This window comes from Deinococcus sp. JMULE3, assembly GCF_013337115.1.
GTDB lineage: Bacteria > Deinococcota > Deinococci > Deinococcales > Deinococcaceae > Deinococcus.
In genome coordinates this window covers 1,409,738-1,436,286 of record NZ_SGWE01000004.1, presented here as the reverse complement: position 1 = coordinate 1,436,286, position 26,549 = coordinate 1,409,738, and the positions used below count along the sequence as shown (strand labels likewise).

The window sequence follows — 26,549 nt, the reverse complement described above, 5'->3', positions numbered from 1 at the left end:
GTTTGCCTTCTCACCAGTCGGCTTCCTTCTGCACCCGAGCATTCGGTAATCGCCGCCCCCACACCCACAACCAGATCAGGCACCCCAGGCTGACCAGTGGCCCCGCGAGCAACAGCAGCGCATTGCGCACCTGATCAACCGCAGAAGCCTTCACATCAGCGCACGAGGTGGATCTGAAGGAGGCCTTGTTCAGCCAGAAGCTCTGGCCCTCCGCCGTGACGGGCAGAGCCGCTGCCGTCAGCACTTCCAGCCGACGTCCCGGCACATCAATACGCCCGAACCTCTCCCCTTCCTTGAACTGTAGAAACGTCCGACCCTCAACGCAAGCCAGCCCCGTCACGGTCATGCTCCCGTTCCGAGGCAACCTCTCATCCCCATCCCGGTGCTCAAGTCCGAGCGGTAACTCCCGATCAGAATCGATGCTCGCCAGATAGAAACCTCCGCCCAGAGGCGTCTTGTAGAAATCCAATGCTCCCCCGTCAGCATCGCTGCCTGCCCCACCGGAAAAAAACATAATCAGCGAAAACGCCAGCGCCAGAGTGGACACCACCCCGGCCCCCACCCACGCGCCCGTATACACCGGATTTCGTTTCCGGACATGCGCCGCTGTCGCCAGGGCCACCAGCACCCCAGCACCGATGACCAGCAGGAAGAGTACCGGGAGCAGCACGATGAATCCCATGCACCTACCGTAAAGAGCGATCCGCAGGCTTTCGTCCCCAGGCACGGTAAGAGCTCTTTGGCCGCATCCCATAGAAGAAAGCCGGAGCATGACGCTCCGGCTTCGCTGATTGACCATCAACTAACCGACGGTCAACTGTGACTTGCTTTAGAAGTCCATGCCGCCCATGTCGGGGCCGCCGGCGGGTGCGGGGGCGGCCTTCTCGGGCTTGTCGCTGACGATGGCTTCGGTGGTGAGGATCAGCGCGCCGATGCTGGCGGCGTTCTGCAGCGCGGTGCGGGTGACCTTGGCGGGGTCGACGATGCCGGCGGCGATCATGTCGTCGACGTACTCGCCGGTGGCGGCGTTGAAGCCGAAGCGGGGCTTGTCGCTGTTGATGACGGCGTTCACGATGACGCTGCCTTCTTCACCGGCGTTCGCGGCAATCTGACGGGCGGGCTCTTCGAGCGCGCGGATCAGGATGCGGGCGCCGGTCGCTTCGTCGCCGGTGAGGGCTTCGGCGGCCTTGCGCACGGCGGGGATGACGCGCAGCAGGGTGGTGCCGCCGCCCGCGACGATGCCTTCTTCCACGGCGCTGCGCGCGGTGCTCAGGGCGTCCTCGTAGCGGTGCTTCTTCTCTTTCAGTTCGGTTTCGGTGGCGGCGCCGACGCGGATGACAGCCACGCCGCCGGCGAGTTTGGCGAGGCGCTCCTGGAGTTTTTCCTTGGCGTAGTCGCTGTCGGTGGTGTCGAGTTCGCCCTTGATGGCGTTGACGCGGGCGTCGATGGCGCTCTGCTCACCCTTGCCGTCCACGATGGTGGTTTCGTCCTTGGTGATGCGGATGCGGGCGGCGCGGCCGAGCATGTCCATGGTGACGTTCTCGAGCTTGTGGCCGAGGTCTTCGCTGACGACTTCCCCGCCGGTGACGGCGGCGATGTCGCGCAGCATTTCCTTGCGGCGGTCGCCGAAGCCGGGGGCCTTGACGGCGGCGATGTTCAGGGTGCCGCGCAGCTTGTTGACGACCAGGGTGGCGAGCGCTTCGCCTTCGACGTCCTCGGCGATGATCAGGAGGGGGCGGCCGGTCTGGGCGACTTTTTCGAGGATGGGCAGCATGTCCTTGAGGTTGCTGACCTTCTTCTCGTTGATGAGGATGTAGGCGTCTTCGAGGACGGCTTCCATCTTCTCGGGGTTGGTGATGAAGTAGGGGTTGATGAAGCCCTTGTCGAACTGCATGCCTTCGACGACGTCCACTTCGGTGTCGAAGCCTTTGCTTTCTTCGATGGTGATGACGCCTTCCTTGCCGACCTTGTCCATCGCGGAAGCGATTTCCTGACCGACCTGTTCGTCGTTGGCGCTGATGCCCGCGACTTTCTTGATGGCTTCGCTGTCCTCGACGGGCACGGCGAGCTTCTTGATTTCTTCGATGGCGGCCAGGACGGCCTTGTCGATGCCGCGCTTCAGGGCGAGGGGGTTGGCGCCGGCGGCGACGTTGCGCAGGCCTTCTTTCACGACGGCCTGGCCGAGGACGGTGGCGGTGGTGGTGCCGTCACCGGTGATGTCGTTGGTCTTGCTGGCGACTTCTTTCAGCAGCTGGGCGCCGATGTTCTCGAGTTTGTCCTCGAGTTCGACTTCCTTGGCGACGGTGACGCCGTCCTTGGTGATGGTGGGGCTGCCGAATTTCTTCTCGATGACGACGTTGCGGCCGCGGGGCCCGAGGGTGACTTTGACGGCGTTGGCGACGGCGTTGACGCCACGCTCGAGGGCGCGGCGGGCCTGTTCATCGAACACGAGCTGTTTAGCCATGGTGTTGCTCCTTTGAAGTGAGCGGCGGGGCGCTCAGAGTGGGGGGAGGGGGTGGCTCCCCTGTGCGGGGAGCGGTCAGCGCGGCGGACTGAGGGGTGCTCAGTCGGTGGGCGCTTTACTCGACGATGGCGAGGATGTCGCGTTCGGCGAGGATGCTGTAGTTGCGGCCTTCGAGGCTGACTTCGGTCCCGCCGTACTTGGCGAAGTACACGGTGTCGCCTTCCTTGACGTCAAGGGCGACGCGGGTGCCGTTGTCGAGCAGTTTGCCGCTGCCGACGGCGATGACCTTGCCGCGCTGGCTCTTCTCTTTGGCGCTGTCGGGGACGTACAGGCCGCCGGCGGTTTTCTGCTCGGCTTCCTCGATGATTTCAACCAGAACGCGGTCACCTAGGGGTTTCAGCATGTTGTGTCCTCCTTGAGAGTGGGTTGGGCCTCGGCAGGGGGCCGGGGTCACCGGCTTTTTGCCGTTCCGCACGCAAGAATAGGACTGCGTTGGAAGAAATGTCAAACTTCAGAATCTGACAATCTGAGCGTAGTGCGCTCAAGGTGCGCCAGCACGCGGATTCCACGTATCCGCTTGGCACGTACATCCTGAAACGTATATATGTTAGAAGAACATACGCTCCGCTGACCGCCTCTCGCTCCCGAGGAGGACCCTGACCCATGCCGCGCCCCACCATCCTCACCCGCGCCGACTTCGAAACCGCCTTCGACACCCTCCAGGGCGCCCCCCTGACCCTGGCGGTCCTGGACCTCGACCACTTCAAGACCCTCAACGACTCTCTGGGGCACGCCGAGGGCGACCGCGTGCTGCGCGGCGTGGAACGCCTGCTGTCCGGCAGCCTCCCCACCGGCAGCGTCATCGGGCGCATCGGCGGGGACGAGTACGCCGCCATCCTCCCCGAGACGGCCGCCGAGACCGCCCTGATCCTCCTGGACGAGGTCATCAAGCACTTCCACATTCACCGCGACCCGCAGTGGCCGCGCGGCCTGGGCCTCAGCGTCGGGCTGGCCGCCCGGCCCGCGCACGCCAGCACCTACGACGACCTCAAACGCGCCGCCGACGAGGCCATGATCCGCGCCAAACGCGAGGGCCGCGGCCGCGCGTGCATCTACGTGGAAAGCAAGATGGTCCTGAAGAGCAACTACTACCCCAAGAGCCAGCTCGAACGCCTCGCCAAACTGAGCGGCGCGCTGGGCCGCACCGAGGCCAGCCTGCTGCGCGAGGCGCTCGACGACCTGATCGAGAAGAACCGGGGCGAACTGTGAGCGGGGTTGTGGGCCGTGGGGAGTGGGAAGCGGGAGGAGCGGCCGGGGCACCCGGCGCGGGCTGGCACGCGGCCCTGTCGGAGGCGTGGGACGCGTACGTGGCGGGGTCGCTGCCCATCGGCGCGTGCGTGATCGACGCTGCCGGGACCGTGATCGCGCGGGGCCGCAACCGCCTGAACGAGCCGCGCGACGTGGCGGGCGTGATCAGCGGCTCAGACCTGGCGCACGCGGAGATCAACGCGCTGCTGGCCCTGCCAGGTACGCCCCGCCCGGACTGTTACGGCTGGACGGTGCTGACGACGGTGCAGCCCTGCCCGCAGTGCGCCGGGGCGATCGCCATGAGTGGCCTGCGCGGTGTGGCGTACGCGGCGGCGGACCCGTGGGCGGGCTGCACGCACCTGCTGACCCATGACCCGTACGTGTCCCGTAAGCGCATCCGCGTGGAGCGCGCCCCGGCGGACGTGCAGCGCGCGGCGCTAAGGCTGATGCTGCACGCCCTGCTGGACGAACTTCAGGCCGGTGGCAACCGCAACGTGCTGGACAGCTTCGACGCGGCGCACCCGCAGGACGTGCTCTTCGCGGAGGCGCTGCACGCTTCCGGCACCCTGGCGGCCCTGCGTGACCGCCGCGCGCCGCTGGCCGAGGCGCTGGCGGTGCTGGCGTGACCCGCCCGGCCTTCATCGACCTGTCCCCCGGCCTGGCCCGGGTGGGCCGCGCCTGCGCGTGGATCGAACGGGAGGACGGCTTCGTCCTCATGACCGGGCTGGAGTGGGGCGGCTGGACGCTGCCGGGCGGCGGCATCCACCCCGGCGAGACGCCCGCGCAGGCAGCGATCCGCGAGGCGTGGGAGGAGGCGGGCGCGCACGCCGAGGTCGCGGGCGCCCCGTTCCCGATCGTGGGGGTCAGTGGCGTCGAGAGTGTGTGCGTGCCCCTGCACCTGACCCGCCTGGAGCCCAGCCCGGAGGGCCGCCCCGTCGCGTGGGTGAATCCCCGCTCGCTGCCGTGGGCGGACGACCACCAGCTCAGGCAGGGCCTCGCGGCGCGCGGACAGACGCCCGCGCACCTGGAGGTGCCGCCGCTGGTGCGTTCGGCGCTGGACGCGGCGCACGCGGCGGGCTTCACGCGGTCCTGCTCGCCGGAGGTCGGGGCGCTGCTGCGCACCCTGGCGGCGGCGCGGCCCGGCGGGCGCGTCCTGGAACTCGGCACGGGGCTGGGCGTGGGCGCGGCGTGGCTGCTGTCGGGCCTGCCCGACTCCGGGCGACTGCTGAGCGTCGAGGTCGATCAGGACTGCGCGCAGGGGGCGTGGGCGGCGTTGCGGACGGACCCGCGCGCCCGCGTGCTCGTCGGGGACTGGCGGGACGCGCTGCCCGAGGGGCCGTTCGACCTGATCTTCGCCGACTGTGCCGCCGCGAAGACCCCGGACGCCCTGCCCGCCGTCGTGCGTGCCCTGCGGCCCGGCGGGACGCTGATTCTGGACAACCTCACGCCCCGCGCGCAGCTGGACGACCAGTGGCACGCGGGCGACCCGCTGCGCGACGCGGCGTCCGCCCACCCGCACCTGCACGCCTGCGAGGTGCAGGTCAGCCGCCGCGAGTGCGTCCTGCTCGCCACGAGGACCGCGTGAGCGGCGAGCTGCACCTGACCATCCTGCGTCACGGCCGCAGCCGCGCCGACGACGAAGGCGTGCACGAGGGCCGCTACGACAGCCCCCTGACCCCGGCCGGTGAGGCGCAGGCGGCGGCGCTGGCCGCGTACTGGCAGGCGCACCCGCCGGGCTTCGACCGGGCGTACACCTCCACGCTGCAGCGGGCGCACGGCACCGCCCGCATCGTCACCGACGCGCTGGGCGTCCCGCTGACCCCCACCGACCTCCTGCGCGAGTGGGACAACGGCCCGCTGGCGGGGATGGACCGCGAGGCCGCCTTGGCGCGCTACCCGATTCCCGCGTTCCGGCATGACCTCGACCCCTTCACCGCCGACGGGGGCGAGTCGCAGGCGGCCATCCGCGCCCGCGCCCTGCACGCCCTGGAACTCGTGTGGAACGGGGGCGGGCAGCGCGTACTGCTCGTCACGCACGGCGGCTTCGGGAACAGCCTGCTGCGCGAACTGCTCGGCGCCTCGCGCGGGTGGTTCGCGTTCGGCGACACGGCCTTCGCCACGCTGCGCCTGAACCGGGGCAGCCACACGGCCTACGTGATCGGCGCGAACCTCACGCCACACCGGCCCTGACCCACCCCGTACAGTGACGCCATGCGCCACGACCTCACCCTTGCGGACGGCCCGTACACCCTGCGCCCCCTGACCGACGCGGACACCGGGCCGCTGCTGGCGCTGGCCGCCGCGCACGGAGCCGAGTACGCCCGCATGGGCACCTTCCCCACCCAGGAACGCTACTACACCGGGGCGCTGGAGGCCGACGACCAGATGCCGTTCGTGAAGCTCGTGAACGGCGAACTCGCGGGCGCCACCCGATTCATGGAGATGCGCCCGGGACACCGCCGCCTGGAGATCGGCAGCACCTGGCTGGCCCCGGCGTTCATGCGTACGCCCGCGAACCGCACCTTCAAACGCCTGCTCCTGGACCACGCCTTCGGGCCGATGGGCATCCTGCGCGTGGAGATCAAGACGGACATCCTGAACACCCGCAGCCAGCGCGCCATCGAGGGCCTCGGCGCGACCCGCGAGGGCGTCCTGCGCCAGCACATGCCCCGCCCGGACGGCACGCAGCGCGACACCGTCATGTACTCGATCATCGCGGAGGAATGGCCGCAGGTGCGCGCCGCGCTGCTGAACCGCTAGGCGGAGGCGGCCCCCAGGTGATCCGGGGGCCGCCTCCGTCCGTCTTCACGGCAGGCTGAGGGTGGCCTTCCCGTCCCCGGCACTCAGGGTGTACGTGCCGGGCAGGAGCTGCCACGCGCCGGGGCCGTAGGCGTCCCCGACCCAGCTGCTCAGGCGTTCGTGGGGCACGCTGACCTGCACGGCGCGGCTCTCGCCGGGGTTCAGCGTGGCGCGCAGCACCCCGACCGGGCGCGAGGTGGCCTGAAGGGCGCCGCTGGCGGGCAGGGCGGCGCGCAGCAGGACCGTCACGGTGCCCGCCTGCTCGCCGGTGTTCGTCAGGGTGGCCTGCGCGGTCACGCCATCCGGGCCGGGCGTGACGGTCAGGTCGCGGGCGACGCTGGTCGTGTAGTCCAGGCCGTACCCGAGCGGGTACAGCGGCAGCGGCGTCTCGCCGGCGCCCTCGGCGGGGCGGTCGCTCCAGAGGCCCACCTGGGTCAGGCTGTCCGGCCAGGTGAACGGCAGGCGGCCGGGGAAGCCCGCGCGGCCGTACAGCGCGTCGGCCAGGGCCGCGCCGCCCTGCGTGCCGGGCAGGTACGCCATGACCAGCCCCGACAGGCGCGACTGCACGTCACTGGGCAGGATCAGGGGTCGCCCGGCCATCAGGACCGCCACGACGGGTTTCCCGGTGGCGAGGAGGTCGCGCAGCAACGTGATCTGCCCGTCCGGCAGGCTCAGCGCGGGGTTGTTCGCCTGCCACTCCGCGCCGGGCGCCTCGCCGACCGCGACGACGATCACGTCCGCCCCTTTCGCGGCGGTCAGGAGTTGCGGGCGCTTGGTCTCCGGCAGGGCGCTGACGGTCACGCCCGCCGGGGCCGACGCCTTCAGCGCGGGGGCCAGCGTGGCGACCTTCGGTACGTCCGGCACGTTGCCCTTGCCGACGCCCTGCCAGTTCACGCTCCAGCCGCCCAGCTGGATCGCGGCGCTGTCCATCGCGGGCCCGGTGACGAGCATGCGGCCTTGACGGATCGGCAGCGTGTCCGCCGGGTTCTCCAGCAGCGTCAGCGTGGCCGCCGCCGCGCGCCGGGCGAGGTCGCGGTGGTCGTTCAGCACCCCGCTGCCGGTCAGTGGGGCGTCCAGCAGGCCCAGGCGGGCCTTGAAGGTCAGGACGCGCAGGGTTGCCTCGGCCAGGCGGGCCTCGCTGACCAGTCCGGTCTGCACGGCCTCCCGCAGGGCGTTCTGGTACGCCTCGACGCTGTTCGGGACCATGTACACGTCGATGCCCGCGTTCACGCTGGCCGCCGCCGCCCGCACCAGATCGGTGTGGGTGCGGTAGGTCGTGATCAGCCGCTCGATGTCGTTCCAGTCGCTGACGAGCAGCCCCTGGAAGCCCAGTTCGCCGCGCAGCAGGTCCGTCAGCAGCGCGGGCGAGGCATGCACGGGGACGCCGTTCACGCTGCCGCTGTTCGCCATGACGCTCAGCGCCCCGGCGCGGATGCCCGCCCGGAAGGGCGGCAGGAACACCTCGTGCAGGGCGCGGGCGCTGATCTCGGCGTTCGCGCGGTCCATCCCCAGGCTGGGCAGCCCGTACCCCGCGAAGTGCTTCAGGGTGGCTGCCACGCCACCGGCTTGCAGGCCGTCCACGCTGGCCTCCACCTGATCCGCGACCAGCCACGGGGACTCCCCGAACGTCTCGTAGTAGCGGCCCCAGCGGGGGTCACGGCCCACGTCCGCGACCGGCGCGAACGTCCAGCCCATGTTCAGGGCGCGCAGGTCCTGCGCGGTCGCCAGGGCCACCTCGCGCGTCAGGGCCGGGTCGAACGCCGCCCCCAGGCCCAGGTTGTGCGGGTAGAGGGTCGCGGCGGGGACGTTGTTCACGCCGTGCACCGCGTCCGTCCCGAACACCGCCGGGAGATTCGCGGGGTTGTTCGCGCGGCCCAGCGTGTCCAGGCGGGCCAGGAAGTCCGCCCAGCCGCGCGGCGTGTTCGGCTGCGGCGCGTCCCCCCCGCCGTTCAGCAGCGTGCCGGGCCTCAGCGCGCGGAAGGTGGCGTCCGCGTCTCCTCGGATGGGCGCACTGCGGCCCCCCTCGGTGAAGCGGAACACGTGCGCCATGCTGACCTGCCCGATCTTGTCGTCCAGGGTCAGGCGGGGCAGGATCGCGCGGGCCTGCGCCTCGGCCGCCGCCTGATCCGTCAGGGCACCGGCCTGCGCGGCCAGCGTGGCGGTCAGCAGGGCCAGAACGGGTCGTTTCATGCGTCTCCCTCGGTGTACTCGGCCCAGTGGAAGGTCGCCTCGCGCCGCTCGCCGCTGAGATCCTGGCAGGTCAGGGCCAGGAACGTCCCGGTGAAGCTCAGGCCGCCGCAGTGCTCGTCGCTCAGCAGGCCCGCGCTGAACGCTGGCCCGACCGGCTTCCACCCGCCCCCCGCTACCTGATACGCGAAGCCGAAGGTGTCGCCGCTGTACCGGACCTCCAGGCCCACGCGGCCAAGGTCGCCCAGCGGGACGTCCTGGGTCAGGTGCTCGCGGTACACGCCGTTCTCGCAGCTCGTGACGTTCAGCGCGCGGCCCGCCGTCTCGTCCCGGCTGACGCGCGCGTACACCCAGTTGCGGCTGTCGTAGTACGCGCACACGCCCGCCATCTGCTGGAAGTCACGCGGATCGAAGCTCAGCTCGGTCCGCAGCCGCCCGTGCAGGCTCTGGAGGCGGCGGCCCACCAGCGCCACGTGATGACGGCTCATCAGCGCCTCGCGGCCCGGCAGCACCAGCCCGCCGTCCTCCAGGTGCACGCCCAGTTCGGCGGCAGGGGCGCGCAGCGTCAGCCACTCGGGGCGCAGCGCCTCGCCCCGGAAGTCGTCGCGAGCAGGCACCTCCGGCCAGGGGTGGGAGGGAAGCGCGGGCAGCGTGGCGTGCAGCGCCGGGTGGTGCCCGCCCTGGCTCAGGCGCGGCCACTCGCCCTCCGGCCAGTCGAGGCCCTGCAGCGCCGTCTCGCGCCCCAGCGGGCACTCACCGCGCGGGGTCAGGGGGCGGCCGCACAGGTGCGCCATCACCCACCGGCCGTCCGGGGTGTCGGTCAGGCTGGCGTGCCCGGACTTCTGGATGGGCAGGCCGGGGTCGTCCACCGCCGTGACCAGCGGGTTGTGAGGGTGCACCTCGTACGGCCCGAGCAGCTCGCGCGAGCGGGCCAGGGTCACGGCGTGCTCCCAGCTCGTGCCGCCCTCGGCGGTCAGCAGGTAGTACCAGCCGTCCTTCTTGTACACGTGCGGGCCTTCCGTGACCTTCAGGTGGGTGCCGGTGAAGATGGTCGTGCGCGGCCCCACCAGCCGCCCCTCGGCCGGGCTGTACTCCTGCGCCACGATCCCCGCGAAGGGGTTGCGGCCCGCGCGGTGGTCCCACAGCATGTTCAGCAGCCACTTACGCCCGTCCCCGCCCTCCGCGACGTCATGGAAGAGGCTGGGGTCGAAGCCGCTGGAGTTCAGGTACACCGGCTCACTCCAGGGCCCCTCGATGTCGGGCGCGGTCACCAGATAGTTGTGACTGTCCTTGAACGGCTCGCCCACGCCCCAGCTTTTGACGTCGGTGTAGATCAGGTGGAACTGCTCCCCGTCGTGCGACAGGCACGGCGCCCAGATGCCGCCCGAATCGGCGTTCCCGCGCATGTCCAGCTGCGACAGCCGCGCCAGCGGGCGCGCCGCCAGCCGCCAGTGCACCAGATCCCGCGAGTGGTAGATCGCCACGCCCGGGTACCACTGGAAGGTGCTCGTCGCCAGGTAGTAGTCCTCCCCGACCCGCAGGAGGCTGGGGTCCGGGTGGAAGCCCGGCAGGACCGGGTTCGTGACCGTCACCGTGGCAGGCACCGTGGCGGGCGCCGGGGGGGTTCCCGTGCTGGGCTGGGCTGCCGCGAGGGTGTCCGTCACGCGCCGACCGCCTGCTCCGCGCGCGCCAGGAAGTCCCGGTACGTGCGGCCCGACAGTTTCGGCGTGCGGACCTGCGTGTCGAAGTCCACGTGCACGATCCCGAAGCGCTTGTCGTACCCCTCGGCCCACTCGAAGTTGTCCATCAGCGACCACGCGAAGTACCCGGCGACCTTCGCGCCGCGCGCCAGCGCTTCCTGCGTCGCCGCGAGGTGCTCGGTGAGGTACTGGGTGCGTTCCAGGTCGTTCACGTTCCCGTCCTCGTCCGCGACGTCCGGGTAGGTGCTGCCGTTCTCGGTGATGTAGATCGCGTCCGGCGCGTAGTCCTGTTGCAGGCGCACGAGCAGGTCGGTCAGGCTGTCGGGCGCGACCTCCCAGTCGAAGCCGGTGTACGCGCTGCCCTCGGGGCGGATCTGCCGGGCGTGCAGGAACCCCTCGCCGGGCGCGTCCTGCCCCACCGCGCGCGAGTACATGTTCACGCCCAGGAAGTCGGTGGGCTGCCCCATCAGTTCCGTGTCGCCGGGCAGCACCAGGCCCTGCGCCTGCGGGCTCAGGTCGCCCAGCAGGTCCACCATGTCCTGCGGGTAGCCGCGCCCGTACACCGGGTCCAGGTACCAGCGGTTCTGGAAGCCGTCCATGCGGTACGCGGCGGCGCGGTCCTCAGGCGTGTCGGTCGCGGGGTACGTGTGGTGGAGGTTCAGCGTGATGCCCGCCTGCGCGCCCGGCGCCTGCCCGCGGATGGCCTGCATGGCCCGTCCGTGCCCGACGAGCAGGTGGTGCGTGGCGGCGAAACTGGCCCGCAGGTCGTGACGGCCCGGCGCGTGAATGCCGATGCCGTAGCCCAGGTACGCCGAGCACCACGGTTCGTTCAGCGTGATGAAGTGTTTCACGCGGTCCCCGAGCGCCGCCGCGACGACCGCCGAGTACGTCCCGAAGGCCTCGGCGGTGCCGCGCACGGTCCAGCCGCCCTCGTCCTCCAGGGTCTGCGGGAGGTCCCAGTGGTACAGCGTCGCCCACGGCGTGATGCCGCGCGTGAGCAGCCCGTCCACCAGCCGCTGGTAGAAGTCCAGGCCCGCGTGGTTCACCGCGCCGCGCCCGGTCGGCAGGATGCGCGGCCAGGAGATGCTGAAGCGGTACGCGTTCACGCCCAGGTCCCGGATCATGTCCAGGTCACTGTCCAGGCGGTGGTAGTGGTCGCAGGCGACGTCGCCGGTGTCCCCGCCGCGCACCTTGCCGGGCGTGCGGCAGAAGGTGTCCCAGATGCTGGGGCCCTTGCCGTCTTCGCGGGGGGCGCCCTCGATCTGGTAGGAACTCGTGGCGACGCCCCACGTGAAGCGGGCGGGGAAACGGGCAGGATCAGGAATGCGGTTGGTCATGGCAGAACTCCAGTGCAGGTGGGGGAGGGGAGAGGTGGGGGTCAGGGCGCGCGCCGGAACACGACGCGCGTGACGCTCTGGGGCGCCAGCTTCAGCGGCAGGGTGAGGTTCAGCGCGGTGGGGAAGCGGTCCGCGTCCACGCCCGCCGGGGTGACGGTCTTCGCGCCGATGAGCTGCCAGCCGTCCAGCTGAGGGGTCAGCGGCAGGGTCGCGGTGCCCGTGTTCAGGGCCAGCAGGGTCAGGCGGTCGCCGTCGGTGGCGGCGTGCAGCCACACGCGCGGGTCGTCGCCGCTCACGGGGAAGCTCTGGCCGCGCAACTGGGTGGCCTCGCGCAGCGCGCCGTACCCGAAGCGCGGGAAGGCCGCGTCGTCCAGCAGTCCGTGATTCCCGACGCCCATCAGCGCGAAGTACGCGGGCCGGACGCCAGCCTCCAGGAAGCGCAGCGTGGCCTCGGTCGCCCACAGGCCGCCCAGCGCGTCGCTGAGGTGCCGGGCGCGGTCGGTGCGCCACGACAGCGCGAACTCGGTCACGGCCAGATTCAGCGGTCGGCCCTGCGCGGTCGGGTTGCGCTGCGGGTCGGCCCACAGTTCGCGCAGGTGCGCCACGCTGCCCGTTACGCGCTCGATGCTCGCCAGCGCGGCCTCGTCGGTCGCGCCGCCGTCGGTGGGGTACAGGTGGTACGTGACCAGATCGAAGGCGTCCGCGCACCCGCGCAGCACCTCGTCCAGGAACGCGCCTGGGTTGCTCGTGGCGGGCCCGGCAATGCGCGCCTGCGGGTCTGCGGCCAGGATCGCCGCACGCTGCGCCCGCACAGTGGCGCAGTATTTCTCCGGCGTCCAGCTGGGGTCGCTGCGGTTCGTGGCGTACAGGTCGGGTTCGTTCCCGATCTCCCAGTACGCCACGCGCAGGCCCAGTTCGCGGGCGTCCCGCACGGCCTGCGCGGCGTCCTCCGGCGCGGCGCGGCCCACGCCGCCGCGCGTGAACACGCGGGTCTGCACGATCAGGTCCGGCTCGCCCAGCAGCGTCCAGTTGGTCTTCAGGGTCTGCAGCGCGGCGCGGGTCAGGTCGTTCTCGTCGCCGATGTTCCCGCCGGGCCAGCGCAGCAGCGCGGGGCGCAGGGCGCGCAGTTCGGGCAGCGCCTCCACGACCGGCATCCAGTTGCCCAGGTTGAAGCCCGGCCCGCCCAGCAGCGGTGCGTCCAGGGGGCGGGACTCACCGGGGGCGGGCGTGACGGTCACGGCCTGCCCCGCCCCGGCCAGCGTGCCCGTCAGGGCGGCGGCCAGGGTCAGGGAGTGCAGGGCGCGGCGCACGGCTTCAGTCCTTGACGGCGCCGCTCGTCAGGCCGCTGATCACCTGACGGCTGGCGAGCAGGAACACGATCAGCAGCGGAATGACCGTGATCACGACCAGCATCATGATCGCGCCCCAGTCGACGTTCACGTTCGTGGCGCCGCCGCCCAGTCGGCGCAGGCTCAGCGGCAGGGTCATGGTGTCGGGTTCGCTGAGTTTCATGATCAGCGCGCCCTTGAAGTTGTTCCACGCGCCCACGAACGTCACGACGCCCAGGGTCGCCAGGATCGGGCGGATCAGCGGCAGGACCACCTGACGGTAGATGCCGAACTCGGTCGCGCCGTCCATGCGGGCCGCCTCGATCAGTTCACGCGGCAGCGCCGACGAGATGTACTGGCGCATCAGGAAGATCCCGAAGGCATTCGCCATGCCCGGCACCCACAGGGCGCGCGGCTCGCCGACCCAGCCCAGGAAGTTGTTCATGACTAGGAAGCTGGGAATGTCCATCACCAGCGGCGGGATGAGCATGGTGCCCAGGATGAACCCGAACAGCGCGCCCTTGCCGCGGAAGTCGTACATGGCGAAGGCGTACCCGGCCAGCGAGCAGAAGAACAGCGTGGTCAGGGTGGAGACCAGCGCGATGTACAGCGAGTTCCAGAACTGCCGGGGCGCCTGACCGTCGGTGACCTGCATCAGGCCCTGGAAGTTGCTCAGGAAGGCGTCCCCGAACCACAGGTGCGGCGGGAAGGTGAAGACCTCCGCGCTGGGGTGCGAGGCCCACACGAACATCAGGTAGAACGGCACGACCGACAGGAAGCACGCCAGGAGCATCAGTGCCCAGATGGGCACGCGCTGCCACGGGAGCCGGGCGCGGCGGGGTCGGGGGCCGGGCGCGGCGCGCTGCGCGGGGGTGGTGGTCATTTTTTCCCTCCGTCGCGGGAGAACAGGTAGTTGTTCAGCATGCTCATGGCGAAGATCGCCAGGAACAGCAGCCAGCTCATGGCGCTGGCGTAGCCCATGTCCAGGTCGCGGAACGCGGTGTTGAAGATGTGCATGGCGCTCGTCAGGCCCGCGCCGCCGCTGCCGCCACCGTCGTTGAGCAGCATGAACGGTTCCTCGAACAGCTGCATGCTGCCCACGATGGTCAGGGTGAAGGCGTAGAACATCATGGGGCGCAGCAGCGGCAGCGTGATGTACCAGAATTTCTGCCAGCCGTTCGCGCCGTCCACGGTGGCGGCCTCGTACACGTCCTCGCTGATGGCCTGCAGGCCCGAGAGGTACAGCACGGTGTTCCACCCGACGTAGCGCCAGAACACGACGGCCGCGACCGAGTACGGCACCATGTTCGGGTCGCCCAGCCAGCGGACCGGGTCCAGGCCCACGAGGCCGCCCAGGTAGTTCAGGATGCCCAGCCGTTCGGAGTACAGCGTGGCGAACACGATGGCGATCGCCACGGCGTTCGTGATGTACGGCAGGAACAGGACGGTACTCAGGGTGCCCTGGAAGCGGCGCAGGCTGTGGTGGATGATGAACGCCAGCGGCAGCGCCACGAGGTGCTGCGGAATGCCGGACAGCAGCCCGATCCACAGGGTGTTCTTCAGGCTCTTCCAGAACATGTCGGTGGGGCCGAGGGCCAGCGTGAAGTTCTCGAAGCCCACGAACTTCCAGTTGCCCATGCCGTCCAGCGGGCTCCACAGGTGGAAGGCCAGGAACAGGCTGAACAGCAGCGGGAACAGGCCGAACACGGCGAACAGGATGAAGAAGGGACTGACGAACAGGTACGGCGCGAAGCGTTGCTGGAAGCGGGTGTAACTCCAGCTCGCGCGGGGAGCGGTTCGCTGTGACATGTGGGACGTCCTTGCGTGAGTGCGGGGGGCGCGCGCCGGGCATGATCCGGCGCGCGTCCCCCCGGGGCGTGGGGTGTTAGCGGGCGCGGCGCGCGATCTGGGCGCGGGCGTCGGTGAGCGCCTGCTTGATGTCCTTGCCCTGCTCGAGGACGTTGGTCAGTTCGGTCTGGAGGATCTGGTCGGCGATCGAGTCGTACTTGTTCACGTCGATCGGCTTGGTCTTGGCGGCGGCGTCACGCCACAGCACGCGGGCTTTCTGGCCGCCGAGGAACTCGACGGGTTCGCCGAAGGCCTTGTCCTTCTGCGCGGCGATCAGCGCCGGGAAGGCGCCGTTGTCCTTGAAGGCGGTGATCTGGGAGCCCTGGTTCAGGGTCATGAACTTGATGAATTCCCAGGCCCACTGCTTGTTCTTGGCCTTGCTGGGCACGGCGTAGAAGCTGCCGCCCCAGGAGGCGAAGCCGCGTTCGGGGAGGTTCTGCACGCGCCACAGGCCTTTGGTGTCGGGCGCCATCCAGTTCTGCAGGGCGCCCTGCAGCCACGCGCCGCTGAACTGCGTGGCGACGGTGCCCTTCTTGAAGGCGTCGTACCACTCGTTGCTCCACTCGCCGATCTTGGCGTCCAGGCCGGCGTCGCGGACCTGCTTGGCGAGGGTCATGGCGCGCACGAAGCGGGCGTTGTCGGGCCCGACGAGCAGGTTGTTCTTGTTGTCGAAGTAGATGCCCTCGCCGGTCTTGAGGTTGGTGCGGATGACGAGGTTGTACACGGAGGCGGCGGTGTTCACGAGGTACGCGCCGGTCTTCTGCTTGATCTTCTTGCCGCTGGCGATGTAGTTTTCCCAGCTGCTCTGCATGGTCAGGGGGTTCACGCCGGCCTTGTCGAGCACGTCCTTGCGGTAGAAGAAGGTGCCGGGGCCGATGTCGGTGGGCATGGCGATGAAGCGGCCGTCGGCGCTGGTGGCCTGCGCGATGGTGAAGGGCGTGAACAGCTTCTTGTACTGCGCGGCGCTGTAGGGGGCGCTGTTCAGGTTCTCCAGGCCCTGGCCTTCGGCGAACTTGCCGACGTAGCCGATCTCGATGGCCATGACGTCGGGGAGGCCCTGGCCGGTGGCGAGCGCGGTGGTCATGGCGTTGTGGTGGTCGGCGAACTGCTGCGCCTGCAGGTTGATGGTGACGTTGGGGTGCAGTTTGGTCCAGGCGGGCAGGATGGCCTTGATGGCGCTGTCCAGGCTGGGGAAGGCGGCGACCGTCAGGGTGACTTTTTCCTGGGCGTGGGCGGTGCTCAGCAGCAGGGCGGTGGCGAGGGCGAACGCGGCGGATTTCTTCATGGTGACCTCCAGGTCGGTTTGAAAGCGTTTTCAGGTGAGGTGTGAGTGATCGTCAGGGGCCGTTCAGCCATCGGGGGTGCTCATGGCTGTCACCCCCCGCTTCGCGCGGCCCGCACGACGCGGGACGGCCGGGGGAGCAGTGGATTCACGGACGATCAGTTCAGGTTCGAACACCTGCCTGACCACCGGCTGACCGTCCAGCAGGTTCAGCGCCTCACGCGCGGCCATCACGCCGATGTCGTAGATCGCCTGCCGCACGGTCGTCAGGGGCGGCGTCATCAGCGAGGACGTGAACACGTCGTCGAAACCCGTCAGGGACACGTCGCCCGGCACGTTCACGCCCCGGCGGTACAGCGCCAGCCGCGCACCCAGCGCCATCTGGTCGTTGGCGCACACCAGCGCCGTGAAGGGCCGCCCGGTGTTCAGGATCGCCTCGGCGGCCTCCAGGCCCCCCTCCTCGGTGTAGCGGCCCACCTGGATCAGTTCGGCGGGGACGGTCACGCCATGCGCTTCCAGGTAGTCCAGGAAGGCCACGCGGCGTTCCATGGCGTCCTGCTGCCGCTCGGCGCCGCTGATGTACGCGAACTGCGTATGCCCCAGGTCCAGCAGGTGGCGGGCGACCTGCTGCATGGCCTTGATGTTGTCCAGCACGATGCAGCTGTGATCCAGTCCGCGCACGTCGCGGCCCACGGCGATCAGCGGCACCCGTCGCGCCACGTGGGTCAGGATCTGGTCGTCGAGGATGCCGCCCATCATGATCACGGCGTCCACCCGGCGGGCCAGCAGCAGGTCCAGGGCCTCCTGCTCGCGCTCGGTGCGCCACTGGCCGCTGATCACGATCGGGTGATACGGCGTGTCGTTCAGCGCCGCCTCGATCCCGGCCAGCGCCTCGCCGTAGAAGGTGGAGTTCAGGGTGGGGGTGATCACGCCGATGGTCAGGCTGCGCCCCCCGGCCAGCGCCTGCGCCTGCGGGTTGGGGCGGTAGTTCAGGCGGGTGATGACGGATTCGACCCGGGCGCGTTTTTCTGGCGTCACGTTGGCCGTGCCGTTCAGAATGCGTGACACGGTGCTGGGCGATACGCCCGCTTCGCGCGCCACATGCGCCAGGGTGACAGGTTCCATCATGGGTGCTCCTGCAAGACAGGCCGGTTGCCTGCTCGGTGAAGAGAAGATTGAGGTGCCTGAAGCGTACTCCTGCCTGAAAGCGCTGTCAACTGAGATTCAGGCGGTCATTGCGTTCGCCGCAGGTGCAAATCTCTCGGCCCTGACGGTTTCTGTCAACCAGAGAGCGAAAATCACCGTTGGAAATGCTTCCGTCGGCCGGATAACTTAGTAAGTGGATTTAAATATGCTTCTGCGGAAGACAAATTGGGACGCGAGGAATTTCGAGATCCAGATCAGAAAAAAGATCATCCAGAAAGCACTCAGGGTAAAGCCTGTTGACGGCAGGCGCCGGGAGGGCTAACCTCCTGTTAGTTAGATAAAATTACTAAAGTGAGGACCGATGCCCACCACCCCCGGCGGCGACCAGCCGTACCTGAAACACCTCAACCGTGCCCGCGCGCTGCACCTGCTGCGCACCCACCCCGGCCTCAGCCGCGCCGAACTCGCCGCCCGCAGCGGCCTGACCAAGGTCACCGTCGGTAGCCTCGTCACGACCCTGCTGGACGGCGGCTGGCTGCAGGAAGGTGACCCCCGCCCCGGCGCCACCGGACGCCCGGGCCGCGAACTGCACCTCGGGGAAACCCGGCACGTCCTCCTGGGCGCCGAGATCGGCGTGCTCGGCGCGCGCGCCGTCGCCACCACCCTGCGCGGCACCGTCCTTGCCCGCGCCGAGACCCGCACCCCCACCACCACCCCGCACGCCGCCACGCAGACCATCACGCAACTGTGCGGGCAGCTGCTGCAGGACCCCGCCACGCAGGGCCGCGACCTGCTGGGCCTCGGCGTGGCCCTGCCCGGCCCGGTCAGCCCCGACGGCACCCGCGTCCTGTACGCCCCGAACCTCGGCTGGGACGACGTGCCCTTCCTGGACCTGCTGCGCGCCTCCCCTGACCTGCCCCACCTGCCGGCAGACGCCATCACGCTGGACAACGAGGCGAACGCCGCCGCCTTCGGCGAGAGCTTCCTGCGCCCCGGCGACCCGCCGCAGCTGCTCGCGTACGTCAGCCTGGGCAGCGGCGTCGGCGCGGGCTTCACGGCCCTGAGCGGCACCCCGCACGTCCTGCGCGGCGCACGCGGACTGGCCGGGGAGATCGGGCACGCGATCATCCAGCCCGGCGGCCTGTACTGCCACTGCGGGAACCGCGGCTGCGTCGAGACCCTGCTGGGCGGCTGGGCGATCCGCGCCGCGCTGAACCTGAACGTCCAGGACCCCCTGGACGAGGCCCTCGCCCCGCGCCTGCGCGAGGCCGCCGTGCAGGTCACCCTCGGCCGCGCCGGAGAGGCGCTGGGGCAGCTGCTCGTGAACCTGCACCAGACCCTCGGCCCGGACGAGATCGTCATCGGCGGCGCCCTGACCCGCCTGGACGGCGCCGTGCTGGGGCCCGCGCTGGACGTGTATCACGCCCGCCGCTGGCGGCCCGCCGCACCCCCCGCCCGCATTCAGATCCGCCCCGACAGTCTGTATCTGCCCGCGCTGGGCGCCGCCGCGCAGCTGCTCGCGCACGTCATCGACACCCCACAGGAGCCCGCATGACCCCCACCACACCGTCCCCCCTCACGCCCGTCACGCTGGGCCTGGACGTCGGCACCAGCGGCGTCAAGGCCGTCGCCGTCACCGCGGGCGGCGACACCCTGGCCGAGAGCACCCACGCCTACCCCCTCCTGACCCCCCGCCCCGGCTGGACCGAGCAGCGCCCAGAGGACTGGCTGGCGGGCGTGCGCGCCGCGCTGCGCGACCTGAGCGGGGCGCTGGAGGGCCGCGCGCAGCCCCTGGCGCTGGGCCTCAGCGGACAGATGCACGGCCTCGTGCCGCTGGACGCCCACGGGGAGGTGCTGCGCCCTGCGCTGCTGTGGAACGACCAGCGGACCGGCGCGCAGGTCGAGCAGATCGAGGCCCGCGTCCCCCGCGCCGACCTGGTCGCGCGGACCGGGAACCGCGCCGTGACCGGCTTCCAGCTGCCGAAGATCCTCTGGCTGCGCGACGAGGAACCCGACACCTTCGCCCGGCTGCGGCACGCGCTGATCCCCAAGGACTACGTCGGCTACGCGCTGACCGGCGTGATGGCCGCCGAACCCAGCGACGCCAGTGGGGTGGGCGCGCTGAACCTCGCGCGCGGCGCGTGGGACACGGACGTGCTGGGTGCACTCGACCTGACCGCCGACCTGTTCCCGCCCCTCGTGAAGTCCACCGACGTCGTCGGCCCCCTGACCCGCGAGTGGGCCGCCGCGACCGGCCTCCCCGAGGGCCTCCCGGTCGTCGCGGGCGGCGGGGACAACGCTGCCGCCGGAATCGCCCTGGGTCTGTCGGGCGCCCGGCCCGACGTGGGCAGCGTCAGCCTGGGCACCAGCGGCGTGATCTTCAGCCCCCTGCGCGACCCCACCCCCGACCCCGAGGGCCGCGTGCACCTGTTCGCGCACGCCGACGGCGGGTACCACCTGCTCGGCGTGACCCTCTCGGCCGCCGGGTCCCTGGAATGGCTGCACGCGAAACTCGCGCCCGACACGCCCATCGCCGCGCTGCTGGAGGAGGCCGCGCAGGTCCCGCCCGGCGCGGACGGCGTGACGTTCCTGCCGTACCTGTCCGGCGAACGCAGTCCCCTGATGAACCCCCACGCCCGCGCGGCGTTCACCGGCCTGAGCCTCGCGCACGGCCGCGCCCACCTGACCCGCGCCGTGCTGGAAGGCAGCGTCGCCGCGCTGGCCGACGCGTACGCCGTCATGCAGGCCATCGCCCCGCTGAACACCCTGATCTCCACCGGGGGCGGCGCCCGCAGCGATCTGTGGCTGGGCCTCGCCAGCGGCGCCCTGAACCTGCCCGTGCACCCCACCAGCGCCCGCCCCGGCGCGGCCCACGGCGCCGCGATCCTCGCCATGCCCGCCGCCGGACTCCACCCGAACCTGACGGCAGCCATGGACGCCACCCGCCCCGACCTCTACCCGCCCGTCCCACCCGTGGACATGGCCGACGCCCTGACCTCCTACGCCGCCACCCGCACCGCCCTGTACGGAAGCTGAGCGTCCAGCACGCCGCCCCGCGCCATCCCACCCGACCTCTCGACACCCACCAAGGAGCCCCGCATGCCTGACTTCACTCCCACGCCCGCAGACAAGTTCACGTTCGGTCTCTGGACCGTCGGCAACACGGGCCGCGATCCGTTCGGTGAGGCGACCCGCCCGGTCATGAAAGCCCCGTACCTCGTGGAGAGGCTGGCGGCGCTGGGTGCGTACGGCGTGAACCTGCACGACAACGACCTCGTGCCGATCGACGCGACCGCCGCGCAGCGCGACGCCCTCGTGCGCGAGTTCCAGCAGGCGCTATCGGATCACGGGCTGGTCGTGCCGATGGCGACCACGAACCTGTTCAGCGACCCGGCGTTCAAGGACGGCGCGTTCACGAGCGCCGACGCCCGCGTGCGCGCCTACGCGCTGAGCAAGACCATGCACGCCATGGACCTCGGCGCGGAACTCGGCGCGGACACGTACGTGCTGTGGGGCGGCCGCGAGGGGACCGAGGTGGACGCCGGGGGCAAGCTGCTCGACGCGCTGGGCTGGTTCCGGGACAGCCTGAACTACCTGGCCGAGTACAGCGAGTCGCAGGGGTACGGGTACCGCTTCGCGCTGGAACCCAAACCGAACGAACCGCGCGCCGACATCTTCCTGCCGACCGTCGGCAGCGCGCTGGGCTTCATCGCCACGCTGGACCGCCCGGAGCTGTTCGGCCTGAACCCGGAGTTCGCGCACGAGACCATGGCGGGCCTGAGCTTCCCGCACGCCGTCGCGCAGGCCATCGACGCCGGAAAGCTGTTCCACATCGACCTGAACGACCAGAAGATGGGCCGTTTCGACCAGGACCTGCGCTTCGGCGCGGAGAACCCCAAGGGCGCGTTTTTCCTCGTCAAACTGCTGGAAGAGTCCGGGTACGCCGGGCCGAAGCACTTCGACGCGCACGCCCTGCGCACCGAGGACGAGGCGGGCGTGTGGGCGTTCGCGCGCGGCTGTATGCGCACCTACCTGATCCTGCGGGACAAGGTGCAGCGCTTCGCGCAGGACGCCGAGATCCAGGCCGCCATCGCCGCGTACCGCGTGCAGGACGCGGAACTGGAAGCCCTGACCGGCACCTTCACCCCCGCGAACGCCGGGGCGCTGAAGGCCCACCCCTTCGACCGCGCCGCGCTGGGCACGCGCGGCCCCGGCCTGGAGGCGCTGGACCAGTTGACCATGGAACTCCTGCTCGGCGTGCGCTGAGCGGCGCTACCCTCGGCCCATGACCACGCCCATTGTCCACACCCGCCCCTGGGGCCATACCCCGGACGGGCAGCCCATCACGCAGTTCACCCTCACGCTGCCCGGCGGCGTGCAGGCCCAGTTGACCGACCTGGGGGCCACCCTCACCAGCCTGCATGTCCCCGACCGCAGCGGCACGCCGGGCGAGGTCGTGCTGGGCTTCGACCAGCCGGGGCCGTACCTGAGCCGCGAGACCGCCCCGTTCCTGGGCAGCACCGTGGGCCGCTACGCGAACCGCATCGCGCAGGCCCGCTACGCCCTGGACGGGCAGGAGGTCCACCTGACCCCCAGCGACGGCCCGCACGCCCTGCACGGCGGCCCGCGCGGCTTCGACCTGCACCTCTGGCACGGACACGCCGAGGTGGCAGGCAGGGGCGCGCAGGTGACGTTCACCCGCACCAGCCCCCACGGCGAGGCGGGGCACCCCGGCACCCTGCACGTGCAGGTCACGTACCACCTGACCGCCGACCCCCACCCCACCCTGAGCATCGAGTACCGCGCCACCACCGAAGCGCCCACCCACGTCAACCTGACGAACCACACCTACTGGAACCTCAGCCCCGACCCGCACGAAGGGATCGGCGCGCACGTCCTCACGCTGCACGCCGACACGTTCACGCCCACCCACGCGGGCGGCATCCCCACCGGCACCGTGCAGGACGTCACCGGCACCCCCCTGGACTTCCGCACGCCCCGCCCCCTGGGCGACGCGCTGACCGATCAACCCGGCGGCTTCGACCACAATCTCCTCCTGCGCGGCCAGGACGGCATCCTGCGCCCCGCCGCCACCCTGCACCACCCCACCAGCGGCCGCACCCTGGACATCCACACCACCGAACCCGCCCTGCAGCTGTACACCGCCAACTTCCTGAACGGCCAGCACACCGGGCACGCGGGCCGCGTCCACGCGCCACAGGCCGCCGTGTGCCTCGAAACGCAGCACGTCCCGGACTCGCCCAACCAGCCGCAGTTCCCCACCACCCGCCTCGACCCGGGGCAGACCTTCACGTCCCGCACCGTGCACACCTTCCGCGTGACCTGACCCTGCGGCGGGTGTGCAGTCGGAGGTCCCATGCCACGAACCCTGCGTTCCCTGCTCGCCGCGCTGCTGCTCTCCACCGCCCTGGCCGGAGGTGGCGGCCCGGCGCCCAGCCCCAGTGTCATCAGCCCCGGCGCCCCCACCCTGAACGGCCCCACCCTGAAAGGCAGCGCCCCGCCGGGCCTGCTCGTCGGCGCGGCCGTCAGCGCCGCCCTGTTCGAGGACCCCGCCTACGCCGCCCTGGTCGCCCGCGAGTTCAGCAGCGTCACCCCCGAGAACGCCATGAAATGGCAGGCCACCGAGGCGAACGAGGGCACCTTCATGTACGGCCTCGCCGACGCGATCGTCACCTGGGCGACCCGCCACGGGATCGCCGTGCGCGGCCACACCCTCATCTGGCACGACAGCGCCCCCGGCTGGCTGTACCAGATCAGGGACGCCGCGCGCATGCGACAGGTCATGAGCGCCCACATCCGCGCCCTGATGACCCACTACCCGCAGGTCACCACCTGGGACGTCGTGAACGAGGCCGTCAGCGACGCCCCCGGCCACCCCCTGCGTGCCAACAGTCCCTTCGCGGTCGCGGGCCCCGACTACATCGCCCACGCGTTCCGCGAGGCGCACGCCGCCAACCCGCAGGCGCGGCTGTACTACAACGACTACAGCGCCGACGGCATCAACGGCAAGAGCGACGCCATCTACGCGCTGATCAGGGACCTGCTCGCGCAGGGCGTCCCCATCCACGGTGTGGGCTTCCAGGCGCACCTCGACGAGACGTACGACGTGACGGCCAGCCGCGTCACCGAGAACCTCCGGCGTTTCCGCGCCCTGGGCCTCGACGTGCAACTCACGGAAGTGGACGTCACCCTGCGCGGCCCCCCCACCCCCGACGCCCTGAAGCGGCAGGCCCGCGTGTACCACGACCTCCTGACCGCCTGCCGCGCCGCCGGATGCAGCAACTTCACCCTGTGGGGCGTCACGGACCTGAGTTCCTGGCGCGCCGCCGCCTACCCCCTGCCGTTCGACGACGACGGGCGGCCCAAACCCGCCCACGCCGCCCTGATCGCCGCGCTGCGCGGCCCGCCCTGAGCGCCTGCACGCTGACGTCAGCGGTTCTGGAGCAGCGGGTACGGATTGATCGCCCCGCCCCCCGTGTAGATCCCGTAGTGCAGGTGCGGGGGCGTGCCCCTGGCGTTCCCGCTGTCCCCCACGAAGCCCACCACGTCTCCCGCCTTCACCCAGTCCCCGCGCTTCAGGTCCGGGTACCGCTCCAGGTGCGCGTAGTAGTGCCGCTGCCCCGCCGGACCCAGGATCATCACCGTGCGGCCCCCCAGATTGTTCGGCCCGACGTTCACGACCATGCCGCGCGTCGTGGCGCGAATCGGTGTGCCGCGCGGCGCGAAGATGTCCACGCCCTCGTGCCGCCGCCCCTGGCTGCGCGCCCCGCCCCAGGTGTCCACGAAGCGCTGCCCCGGCAGGGGATTGGGCAGGCTGCCCGCCACCGGAGCGGGCTCGGCCATCAGCGCCCCCATCCGCTGCGCGCCCTGAATCAGCGGCCACAGCAGGTACGCCACGCCCGCGAGGACCAGCACCGTCACGATCACCCCGACCACCCTGCCCATATGCAGGGCAGCATGCCGCCTGCACCCGCGCCGTGAACCGGGCAAAAGTTGCAGAGCCGCCAACCATGAACGCGACCACAAGGCGCGTGCCCACGCGCGCTAGACTGCCCGGATGCCCGTCCGCCCCCCGCCCAGTTCCCCCGCCCACCTGTGGACCCTGCCCGGCGGCCTGACCGTCGTCTTCGAACGCCGCGTTGGGCCCGGGTTCGCGTTCGACCTGCGCGTCCCGGTCGGCAGCGCCCATGACCCCGCCGGGGCGGAAGGGACGGGCGGCGTGCTGGAGGAATGGCTGTTCAAGGGCGCCGCCGGGATGGACGCCCGCGCCCTGCAGGACGCCTTCGACGACCTCGGCGTGCGCCGGGGCGGCGGCGTCGGCCCCGAGGCCACCCGCATCGGCGTCAGTGGCCTGCGCGCCGACCTGCGCGCCGCGCTGGCCCTCACCGCCGACGTCCTGAACCGCCCCGAACTGCCCGGGGACGAATTCGAGATCCTCACCGACCTCGCCCGGCAGGACCTGGAAGGACTGGAGGACAGCCCCGCCGACCGGCTTGCCACCCGCGCCCGGCAGGTCGCCTTCCCCCGCCCCCCGGCCTCCCCGCACGCCGGGTACGCGCACCCCGCCAGCGGCACCACCGAGGGCCTCGACGCCCTCACCCCGCAGGGCGTCCAGGCGCACCTGACCCGCTACGGGCAGGCGGGCAGCGTGCTGGGCCTCGTCGCCGACCTCGACCCAGGTGACGCCCTCGCCCTCGTCGAGGGAACCCTCGGCGGCCTGCGACCCGGCCTCGACGAACCCGTCCCCGCGCCCTTCCACGCCCACGCGCACGCGCACGAACCCCATCCGGACGGCGAGCAGACGCACCTCAGCCTCACCGCGCCCGGCGTCGGCCCGCGCGACGCGCACTGGCTGGCGTGGCAGGTCGCCCTGACCGCCCTCAGCGGCGGCAGCGCCAGTCGCCTGTTCCACGCCGTCCGCGAGGAACGCGGCCTCGCCTATTCCGTCAGCGCCAGCCCCATCCTCCTCGGCGGGCACGGCTACCTCAGCGCGTACGCCGCCAGCACCCCCGACCGCGCCCCCGAGACCCTCCAGGTGCTCCGCGCGGAACTCGCCCGCCTCCCGCAGGGCCTCACCCCCGCCGAGTTCGAACGGGCCCGCACCGGCCTCGCCACCAGCGTCATCTTCGGCGCCGAGAGCCTCCGAGGCCGCGCCCACGCCCTCACCCGCGACGTCGCCCTGTTCGGCCACCCCCGCTCCGTCCAGACCCTCCGCGAGAGCATCCAGGCCCTGACCCTCGATCACGTCAACGACTTCCTGAGCAGCTACGACCCCACGCGGGACGCCACCACCGTCACCCTCGGCCCCAGCGACCCCACCCTCAACCCGGACCCCACCCATGCCTGACCTGCACCAGTACACCCTCCCCAACGGCCTCACCCTCCTCCTCGAACCCGACCCGGACGCGCAGACCATCGCCGCCGGGTACTTCGTCAACACCGGCAGCCGCGAAGAAACCCCCCAGGACATGGGGGCGAGCCACTTCATCGAACACCTCCTGTTCAAAGGCAGCGACGCACTCAGCGCCCGTGAACTCAACGAACGCCTCGATGACCTCGGCGGGCACGCCAACGCCTTCACCAGCGAAGAAGCCACCGTCTACCACGCCGCCACCCTCCCCGAACACACCCCCGAACTCCTCCACACCCTCACCGAACTGATGCGCCCCGCCCTGCGCGACGACGACATCCACACCGAACGCGGCGTCATCCTCGAAGAAATCGCCATGTACGCCGACCAGCCCAGCGTCCGCGTCACCGACCAGCTCCGCGCCGACTACTGGGGCGACCACCCCCTCGGCCAACCCATCCTCGGCACCACACACACCGTCACCACCCTCACCCCCGACACCCTGCGCGCCCACCACCACGCCCGCTACGGCGCCCAGCGCGTCACCCTCGCCATCACCGGCCAGTTCGACCCCCACCACCTCACCACCTGGGCCGAACACCACCTCAAGGACTGGCCCACCGGCACCCCCACCCCCACCCCGACACCCGACCCCCCACCTGGCCCGACCACACCCGCACCCTCACCGACCCCGACCTCACCCGCGTCCACCTCGCCGCCACCAGCCCCGGCCTCAGCGCCCACCACCCCCTGCGCGAAGCCGCGCACATCCTCGCCGA

At 71.0% G+C, this 26,549-nt stretch carries 23 protein-coding genes and 1 pseudogene; 12 read left to right on the top strand and 12 right to left on the bottom strand.

The features are described from left to right. Positions 1-10: 10 nt before the first annotated feature. The 3 genes from EXW95_RS09845 to groES all read right to left on the bottom strand — a co-directional run bounded on the left by EXW95_RS09845 (position 11) and on the right by groES (position 2,867). Positions 11-682 carry a hypothetical protein gene (locus EXW95_RS09845; protein ID WP_078301553.1) on the bottom strand — a complete coding sequence of 224 codons (672 nt, stop codon included), beginning with the start codon at positions 680-682 and terminating at the stop codon, positions 11-13. 147 nt (positions 683-829) lie between these two features. After that, positions 830-2,464, bottom strand: coding sequence for a chaperonin GroEL (gene groL / locus EXW95_RS09840; protein ID WP_174367311.1), 1,635 nt, complete (start codon positions 2,462-2,464; stop codon positions 830-832). 115 nt (positions 2,465-2,579) lie between these two features. Continuing rightward, complete coding sequence (groES, locus tag EXW95_RS09835) at positions 2,580-2,867, bottom strand: co-chaperone GroES (RefSeq protein ID WP_174367310.1); 288 nt, start codon at positions 2,865-2,867, stop codon at positions 2,580-2,582. Positions 2,868-3,127: 260 nt separating this feature from the next. On the opposite strand from groES, the gene EXW95_RS09830 reads away from it, so the two are divergent. From EXW95_RS09830 to EXW95_RS09810, 5 genes are read left to right on the top strand one after another with little or no spacing between them, the layout of a single operon-like run. Beyond that, entirely contained in the window at positions 3,128-3,733 is a 606-nt protein-coding gene (locus tag EXW95_RS09830) for a GGDEF domain-containing protein (RefSeq protein ID WP_174367309.1), read from the top strand. After that, positions 3,730-4,398, top strand: a complete 669-nt coding sequence (locus tag EXW95_RS20625; protein WP_371809994.1) for a nucleoside deaminase — start codon at positions 3,730-3,732, stop codon at positions 4,396-4,398. The genes EXW95_RS09830 and EXW95_RS20625 overlap by 4 nt, the downstream gene beginning before the upstream one ends. Beyond that, positions 4,395-5,357, top strand: coding sequence for an NUDIX domain-containing protein (locus EXW95_RS20620; RefSeq protein ID WP_174367308.1), 963 nt, complete (start codon positions 4,395-4,397; stop codon positions 5,355-5,357). The genes EXW95_RS20625 and EXW95_RS20620 overlap by 4 nt, the downstream gene beginning before the upstream one ends. Next, positions 5,354-5,962, top strand: a complete 609-nt coding sequence (locus EXW95_RS09815) for a histidine phosphatase family protein (protein ID WP_371809993.1) — start codon at positions 5,354-5,356, stop codon at positions 5,960-5,962. Before EXW95_RS20620 ends, EXW95_RS09815 begins: the two co-directional genes overlap by 4 nt. A 21-nt stretch (positions 5,963-5,983) precedes the next feature. Beyond that, entirely contained in the window at positions 5,984-6,532 is a 549-nt protein-coding gene (locus EXW95_RS09810) for a GNAT family N-acetyltransferase (RefSeq protein ID WP_174367307.1), read from the top strand. A gap of 45 nt (positions 6,533-6,577) precedes the next feature. On the opposite strand, the gene EXW95_RS09805 is transcribed toward EXW95_RS09810, so the two are convergent. The 8 genes from EXW95_RS09805 to EXW95_RS09770 all read right to left on the bottom strand — a co-directional run bounded on the left by EXW95_RS09805 (position 6,578) and on the right by EXW95_RS09770 (position 17,381). Next, positions 6,578-8,761: a glycoside hydrolase family 3 N-terminal domain-containing protein gene (locus EXW95_RS09805; protein WP_174367306.1), complete on the bottom strand. Its 2,184-nt coding sequence runs from the start codon at positions 8,759-8,761 to the stop codon at positions 6,578-6,580. Next, on the bottom strand, positions 8,758-10,422 hold the full coding sequence (locus EXW95_RS09800) for a glycoside hydrolase family 43 protein (protein ID WP_371809992.1): 1,665 nt from the start codon (positions 10,420-10,422) through the stop codon (positions 8,758-8,760). The genes EXW95_RS09805 and EXW95_RS09800 overlap by 4 nt, the downstream gene beginning before the upstream one ends. Beyond that, positions 10,419-11,795 carry a GH1 family beta-glucosidase gene (locus tag EXW95_RS09795; protein ID WP_174367305.1) on the bottom strand — a complete coding sequence of 459 codons (1,377 nt, stop codon included), beginning with the start codon at positions 11,793-11,795 and terminating at the stop codon, positions 10,419-10,421. The genes EXW95_RS09800 and EXW95_RS09795 overlap by 4 nt, the downstream gene beginning before the upstream one ends. Before the next feature lie 41 nt (positions 11,796-11,836). After that, positions 11,837-13,105: a hypothetical protein gene (locus EXW95_RS09790; protein WP_174367304.1), complete on the bottom strand. Its 1,269-nt coding sequence runs from the start codon at positions 13,103-13,105 to the stop codon at positions 11,837-11,839. A gap of 4 nt (positions 13,106-13,109) precedes the next feature. Next, complete coding sequence (locus tag EXW95_RS09785) at positions 13,110-14,006, bottom strand: carbohydrate ABC transporter permease (protein ID WP_174367303.1); 897 nt, start codon at positions 14,004-14,006, stop codon at positions 13,110-13,112. Further along, entirely contained in the window at positions 14,003-14,932 is a 930-nt protein-coding gene (locus EXW95_RS09780; RefSeq protein ID WP_174367302.1) for a carbohydrate ABC transporter permease, read from the bottom strand. Before EXW95_RS09780 ends, EXW95_RS09785 begins: the two co-directional genes overlap by 4 nt. A gap of 76 nt (positions 14,933-15,008) precedes the next feature. Further along, the gene (locus EXW95_RS09775; protein ID WP_174367301.1) at positions 15,009-16,256 is read right to left on the bottom strand and encodes an ABC transporter substrate-binding protein; all 1,248 of its coding nucleotides are present in this window, start codon (positions 16,254-16,256) and stop codon (positions 15,009-15,011) included. A gap of 63 nt (positions 16,257-16,319) precedes the next feature. After that, positions 16,320-17,381 (bottom strand): LacI family DNA-binding transcriptional regulator, encoded by a 1,062-nt coding sequence (locus EXW95_RS09770; RefSeq protein ID WP_174367300.1) that lies wholly within the window; start codon positions 17,379-17,381, stop codon positions 16,320-16,322. A 379-nt stretch (positions 17,382-17,760) separates the two neighbouring features. Here EXW95_RS09770 and EXW95_RS09765 point away from each other — a divergent pair, with 379 nt between their 5' ends. From EXW95_RS09765 to EXW95_RS09745, 5 genes are all read left to right on the top strand, one after another. Then, the gene (locus tag EXW95_RS09765) at positions 17,761-18,954 is read left to right on the top strand and encodes an ROK family transcriptional regulator (protein WP_174367299.1); all 1,194 of its coding nucleotides are present in this window, start codon (positions 17,761-17,763) and stop codon (positions 18,952-18,954) included. Beyond that, positions 18,951-20,435: a xylulokinase gene (gene xylB / locus EXW95_RS09760; protein WP_174367298.1), complete on the top strand. Its 1,485-nt coding sequence runs from the start codon at positions 18,951-18,953 to the stop codon at positions 20,433-20,435. Before EXW95_RS09765 ends, xylB begins: the two co-directional genes overlap by 4 nt. A gap of 63 nt (positions 20,436-20,498) precedes the next feature. Next, on the top strand, positions 20,499-21,665 hold the full coding sequence (gene xylA, locus EXW95_RS09755; RefSeq protein WP_174367297.1) for a xylose isomerase: 1,167 nt from the start codon (positions 20,499-20,501) through the stop codon (positions 21,663-21,665). A gap of 19 nt (positions 21,666-21,684) precedes the next feature. Next, the gene (locus tag EXW95_RS09750; protein WP_174367296.1) at positions 21,685-22,746 is read left to right on the top strand and encodes an aldose epimerase family protein; all 1,062 of its coding nucleotides are present in this window, start codon (positions 21,685-21,687) and stop codon (positions 22,744-22,746) included. Between the two features lie 30 nt (positions 22,747-22,776). After that, complete coding sequence (locus tag EXW95_RS09745) at positions 22,777-23,832, top strand: endo-1,4-beta-xylanase (RefSeq protein WP_174367295.1); 1,056 nt, start codon at positions 22,777-22,779, stop codon at positions 23,830-23,832. A gap of 17 nt (positions 23,833-23,849) precedes the next feature. Here the strand turns inward: EXW95_RS09745 and EXW95_RS09740 are convergent, their stop codons facing one another. Continuing rightward, positions 23,850-24,365 carry a M23 family metallopeptidase gene (locus tag EXW95_RS09740; protein WP_174367294.1) on the bottom strand — a complete coding sequence of 172 codons (516 nt, stop codon included), beginning with the start codon at positions 24,363-24,365 and terminating at the stop codon, positions 23,850-23,852. Between the two features lie 112 nt (positions 24,366-24,477). Between EXW95_RS09740 and EXW95_RS09735 the strand changes: the two genes are divergently transcribed. Both EXW95_RS09735 and EXW95_RS21355 read left to right on the top strand, forming a co-directional pair. Continuing rightward, positions 24,478-25,767, top strand: coding sequence for a pitrilysin family protein (locus tag EXW95_RS09735; protein WP_174367293.1), 1,290 nt, complete (start codon positions 24,478-24,480; stop codon positions 25,765-25,767). Next, a pseudogene (locus tag EXW95_RS21355) lies at positions 25,760-26,374 on the top strand (M16 family metallopeptidase); the annotation flags it as partial. The gene EXW95_RS09735 and the pseudogene EXW95_RS21355, both read left to right, overlap by 8 nt. Positions 26,375-26,549: the final 175 nt, after the last annotated feature.

What these genes read in the sequence shown, in the direction of transcription:
- EXW95_RS09805 (WP_174367306.1), bottom strand. Translation starts at nt 8,761, where the DNA reads ATGAAACGACCCGTTCTGGCCCTGCTGACCGCCACGCTGGCCGCGCAG.
- EXW95_RS09785 (WP_174367303.1), bottom strand. Translation starts at nt 14,006, where the DNA reads ATGACCACCACCCCCGCGCAGCGCGCCGCGCCCGGCCCCCGACCCCGC.
- EXW95_RS09770 (WP_174367300.1), bottom strand. Translation starts at nt 17,381, where the DNA reads ATGATGGAACCTGTCACCCTGGCGCATGTGGCGCGCGAAGCGGGCGTA.
- EXW95_RS09795 (WP_174367305.1), bottom strand. Translation starts at nt 11,795, where the DNA reads ATGACCAACCGCATTCCTGATCCTGCCCGTTTCCCCGCCCGCTTCACG.
- EXW95_RS09765 (WP_174367299.1), top strand. Translation starts at nt 17,761, where the DNA reads ATGCCCACCACCCCCGGCGGCGACCAGCCGTACCTGAAACACCTCAAC.
- EXW95_RS09745 (WP_174367295.1), top strand. Translation starts at nt 22,777, where the DNA reads ATGCCACGAACCCTGCGTTCCCTGCTCGCCGCGCTGCTGCTCTCCACC.
- EXW95_RS09775 (WP_174367301.1), bottom strand. Translation starts at nt 16,256, where the DNA reads ATGAAGAAATCCGCCGCGTTCGCCCTCGCCACCGCCCTGCTGCTGAGC.
- EXW95_RS09830 (WP_174367309.1), top strand. Translation starts at nt 3,128, where the DNA reads ATGCCGCGCCCCACCATCCTCACCCGCGCCGACTTCGAAACCGCCTTC.
- xylA (WP_174367297.1), top strand. Translation starts at nt 20,499, where the DNA reads ATGCCTGACTTCACTCCCACGCCCGCAGACAAGTTCACGTTCGGTCTC.
- groL (WP_174367311.1), bottom strand. Translation starts at nt 2,464, where the DNA reads ATGGCTAAACAGCTCGTGTTCGATGAACAGGCCCGCCGCGCCCTCGAG.
- EXW95_RS09810 (WP_174367307.1), top strand. Translation starts at nt 5,984, where the DNA reads ATGCGCCACGACCTCACCCTTGCGGACGGCCCGTACACCCTGCGCCCC.
- EXW95_RS09740 (WP_174367294.1), bottom strand. Translation starts at nt 24,365, where the DNA reads ATGGGCAGGGTGGTCGGGGTGATCGTGACGGTGCTGGTCCTCGCGGGC.
- groES (WP_174367310.1), bottom strand. Translation starts at nt 2,867, where the DNA reads ATGCTGAAACCCCTAGGTGACCGCGTTCTGGTTGAAATCATCGAGGAA.
- EXW95_RS09750 (WP_174367296.1), top strand. Translation starts at nt 21,685, where the DNA reads ATGACCACGCCCATTGTCCACACCCGCCCCTGGGGCCATACCCCGGAC.
- xylB (WP_174367298.1), top strand. Translation starts at nt 18,951, where the DNA reads ATGACCCCCACCACACCGTCCCCCCTCACGCCCGTCACGCTGGGCCTG.
- EXW95_RS09845 (WP_078301553.1), bottom strand. Translation starts at nt 682, where the DNA reads ATGGGATTCATCGTGCTGCTCCCGGTACTCTTCCTGCTGGTCATCGGT.
- EXW95_RS09780 (WP_174367302.1), bottom strand. Translation starts at nt 14,932, where the DNA reads ATGTCACAGCGAACCGCTCCCCGCGCGAGCTGGAGTTACACCCGCTTC.
- EXW95_RS09735 (WP_174367293.1), top strand. Translation starts at nt 24,478, where the DNA reads ATGCCCGTCCGCCCCCCGCCCAGTTCCCCCGCCCACCTGTGGACCCTG.